This is a genomic window from Streptomyces laculatispora (assembly GCF_017353455.1).
Taxonomy (GTDB): domain Bacteria; phylum Actinomycetota; class Actinomycetes; order Streptomycetales; family Streptomycetaceae; genus Streptomyces; species Streptomyces laculatispora.
Genome location: NZ_JAFMPZ010000041.1, coordinates 1 through 3,760, shown reverse-complemented (window position 1 = coordinate 3,760; position 3,760 = coordinate 1). Strand labels below are relative to the sequence as shown.

General features: G+C 71.2%; 3 protein-coding genes and 1 pseudogene. 3 read left to right on the top strand and 1 reads right to left on the bottom strand.

What is annotated here, in order from left to right:
- A pseudogene (locus J1C73_RS01500) lies at positions 1-253 on the top strand (MBL fold metallo-hydrolase); the annotation flags it as partial.
- A gap of 103 nt (positions 254-356) precedes the next feature.
- On the opposite strand, the gene J1C73_RS01495 reads toward J1C73_RS01500, so the two are convergent.
- Entirely contained in the window at positions 357-599 is a 243-nt protein-coding gene (locus tag J1C73_RS01495) for a WYL domain-containing protein (RefSeq protein ID WP_372446636.1), read from the bottom strand.
- Between the two features lie 486 nt (positions 600-1,085).
- Between J1C73_RS01495 and J1C73_RS01490 the strand changes: the two genes are divergently transcribed.
- Together J1C73_RS01490 and J1C73_RS34360 are read left to right on the top strand one after the other, a co-directional pair.
- Positions 1,086-2,720 (top strand): MFS transporter, encoded by a 1,635-nt coding sequence (locus J1C73_RS01490; protein WP_242643556.1) that lies wholly within the window; start codon positions 1,086-1,088, stop codon positions 2,718-2,720.
- Between the two features lie 277 nt (positions 2,721-2,997).
- On the top strand, positions 2,998-3,760 hold a 763-nt coding region (locus J1C73_RS34360), incomplete at its 3' end, for a hypothetical protein (RefSeq protein ID WP_242643555.1).

The following is a 3,760-nucleotide window of genomic DNA, read 5'->3' as shown; positions in this document are numbered from 1 at the left end:
GGCGGGCCGCGTGCGGGAACTCCTCGACCACCACGAGGAACGCCTCACCGGCCTCCTCGGCCTCCTCGCCGAACCGCTCACGCCGTGGCAGCTGGCAGAGCGGATGGAGTGGAACCGCCCCTGGGAGCAGATCCCTTACGGGTCACGGAACATCGCCGTCTCCGAGGCCGAGGCCCATCTGCGCCGACTGGTGAAACTGGGCCGCGCGGAGGCGGTCGCGGGCAGCGGGCCGGTGACGTTCGTGGCGGTGTGACGACGGGCGCGCCCGTCCCGCCGGCCGGCCGGGCCCGACCCCTGCCCGGAGCACCGGGCAGCGCCCCACCCGGGCTGAGCCCAGCGGCCCTCCCGCCGGAGAGTCAGCCGCCGTTCAGCGCGGCGATCGGCCCGGCCTTGAGGACGAGCCCGTACGGTTCCAGCCTCCGGTCCACGTCCGTGGGCTCCCGCCAGCGCCGGTAACGCAGGTGCAGCGCACGGCCGTTCCACACCGCGACGGCCACGGCGGAGAGGAACGGGACCGGGTCCGCGCCGGCGTACCAGCCGGGCGCGTCGAGGTGGAACCGCTCCTGGATTGTGCGCGTGCCCTTCCTGTGGTCGGGCATCACCGACAGGACCGCCCGCTGGGAGCAGGCCTTCTCCGTCGACGGCGGGGACAACTGGACGACGAACTGGACCATGGACTTCACCCGCCGGGCCTGAGACCCGGCTCCACCCGGAAACCGTCCACGGCCGGCCGCCCGGGATGTCCTGCGGGCCCTTCGGCCGGCCGCTGGACCTCCTCGGCCTCGCCCGGCCCGCGTCAGGCCAGGACCACACGGCCCTGCGACAGCGCCGCCTCAGCAGGCCGGACGACGTGCGAGGTGGAACAGCAGGCCCGGAAATTGACAGGAGGCGTGAATTCATGCCCACCGAATTAACTGAATCGGCATCCCATTAACGGCACTCGTGAATTGACAGGGGCGCAGAGCCGTGCCCTCCATCAATCGTCAAAACCTTTGATTTTTAAGGCACTTGGGAATTGACAGAGGCGTGATTATTACTTACGGTCCGGTCGTCAGGTCTTTACTGATCGCACCCTGAGGGAATTCATGACCGCATCCCCGACGCTGCCGAAATCCAGGCAGCAGCTGATCCTTGCCGTTCTCATGCTGTGTCTGCTGCTGATCTGGCTCGACAACACCGTCCTGAGCACCACCTTGGAGACCCTCGCCGACCCGGTTCGCGGACTGGACGCCGGACCGGCCGAGCTTCAATGGGCCACGGGCTCCTACACCCTGGCCTTCGCCACCCTGATGTTCACCGCGGGCGCACTGGGTGACCGCTTCGGTCACCGGACAGTGCTCGTGACCGGCCTGGTGGTCTTCGCCGGGTCCTCGGTGTGGGCGGCGTACGCGGGCGACGCGAGCCAGCTGATCGCCGCCCGGGCCGCGATGGGTGTGGGCAGCGCGCTGATCGTGCCCGCCAACCTGGCCATCCTCATGTGGACCTTCACCGGTCCCGCGCGGGCCACCGCCATCGCCATCTCCTCGACATCCGCCGGTGTCGGAATGGCTGCGGGCCCGGTGCTGGCGGGGTTGCTCCTCGACCACTTCTGGTGGGGCTCGGTCTTTCTGGTCAACGCGCCGGTCGTGGTCCTGGCGCTGCTCGGGATCACCGTACTGGTCCCGAACTTCCGCAGCCCCGTCCGGCGGCCGCTGGACCCGGCCGGGATGCTGCTGTCGATCAGCGGGCTCGCGGCGTTGGCCTACGGGCTGATCCGTGCGGGGCAGATGGCCGCCTGGGGCCGTGCGGACGTCTGGGCGCCGATCGCTGTCGGGCTGTGCCTGCTGGTCGCTTTCGTGCTCGTCGAGCTGCGGAGCAGGATGCCCGGCTTCGATCCCCGGCTGCTCGCGCAACGTGCGTTCGGCGGCGGCAACGCGGCGCTCGGACTGCTCTTCTTCGCCATAGCCGCCGTCACCTTCTACAGCGCGTTCTACCTGCAGGGCACACGCGGCTTCTCGCCGATGGAGGCGGGCTTGGCCAGCCTCCCGACCGCGCTCGGCGCGCTCCTGGGGGCTCCCCTCGGCGCGGGTCTGGTCCGCCGCTGGTCGCTGCGCGCTGTCACCGTGCCGGCGCTCACCGCGGCGGCGCTCGCCATGGGCGCGTACGGGTTCCTCGGACTGCACACCCCGCTCGCCTGGATCGAGATCCTGCTGTTCGTCCAGGGCCTCTCGATCGGCATGGTGATCGGCACGGTGACGGCGGCGTTGATCAGCTCCCTGCCGCTGGACCGGGCCGGGGCCGGGTCGGCCGTCACCAATACCGTGCGACAGACCGGCAGCGTGATCGGGATCGCGGTCGGCGGCACGATCATGTCGATCGTGTACCGGCGTGCGATCGAACCCGCGCTGAGCGAGGTACCCGGGCCGGCGCAGGACCGGGTACGGGTCTCCGCCGAACAGGCCCGGCATGTCGCCACCGCGATGCACCGGCCCGCCCTCGCGCACGCCGCCGATGACGCGTTCATTCACGCCATGCACGTCGGCGCGGTCTGGGTCATGCTCGTCGCACTCTTCGGAGCGGCTGTGCTGGCGTTTTCCCTGCTTCCTGCCAGAAAGCCCCTGGGGCGGGCCGAGGAGCCGGGCCACGATCGGGGAGGCATCCGCTCCACAACCGGGGCGGCGCCCCGTTCCGGAGCGAAAAGCCAACTTGCTTACGAGGGCGATGACGCGGGCAGCCACTGACCCGTCGGGAACGGGAAACAATTCCCTGATGCCCTGTCCCGGTCTTCTCTTACGCCTCACCCATTCCCGGCAGGAATCAAGGGCCCCTGTGCTTTCGGTTCCGGTGTCCACGCACGCGATGCCGACAAAAGGGCGCTGATCCATTCTCGCCGGGTCATTCATGCACGTGCCGCCGTGCGCGGCGTACCTGGGTCGTAGAAGGTACTCACCCGACCGACGGAGGTGCTCGTCCCCGCAGTTGATGTCGTGGCACCGCGTCCCTGCGATGTTCAAGTGCATGACCGGTGCGGCAGGAACGACGAGGGCGCCTCGGCGCGTGTGGTGGCAGCGGCGGCCGTACTGGGCCGACCGGGCCGCGATGGCGTGGGCGGTGACGTACACCGGCTTCGCCCTGGCATGTGCGCTGACCGGGACGCCGCTGCTCCACCTGGGCGGCGCCCCGGGGGCCCCGGCGCTGGACTGGGGGTTCACGGCGGTGGGGGCGCTGGCGGTCCTGGCCTGTGGAGCGGTGGTGCGGTACGGCCTGCGGCCCGCGGTACGGGGGCTGCTGCGGGTGGTCTGCGCGCTCGCCGGGATCGCCGCGTTCGGCCTGCTGATGGACGTCATCACCCTCGTGTTCGGCCAGGGGGTGGACAGTGCGGTGGCCGCCGCGCACCACGCGCTGGCAGCCGTCGGGGCCCTGCTGCTCGCGGCCGCGGCACAGTCCGGCCGCCGCCCGGCCGCCGCGGCCGCGGTGCGGGCCCCTTCCGCGGCCTCCCGGCCGGTCCAGCTCGCCGCCTGTGCCGGGACGGCGGCCTTTGTCCCCTACGCGGGGATGAAGCTCGTCTGGGTGTCCGGCGGCACCTTCGCGGGGGTGAGCGGCGACGAGATGCTCGCGGTCTCCCGGCGCAACGGTGCGTCGGGAATCTGGCTCACCCTGGAGTCCTGGGGCCTGGACGGCACCGTGCTGCTGGCCGCGCTCGGCGTCTTCCTGCTGTGGGGCCTGGTCCGCCCGTGGGGCCAGGGGGAGCCAGCGAGGGACCCGGCTGCCGCGCAGCCAC

Excerpts from the sequence above, each read along its gene's own strand:
- J1C73_RS01495 (WP_372446636.1), bottom strand. The coding sequence starts at position 599 with ATGCCCGACCACAGGAAGGGCACGCGCACAATCCAGGAGCGGTTCCAC.
- J1C73_RS01490 (WP_242643556.1), top strand. The coding sequence starts at position 1,086 with ATGACCGCATCCCCGACGCTGCCGAAATCCAGGCAGCAGCTGATCCTT.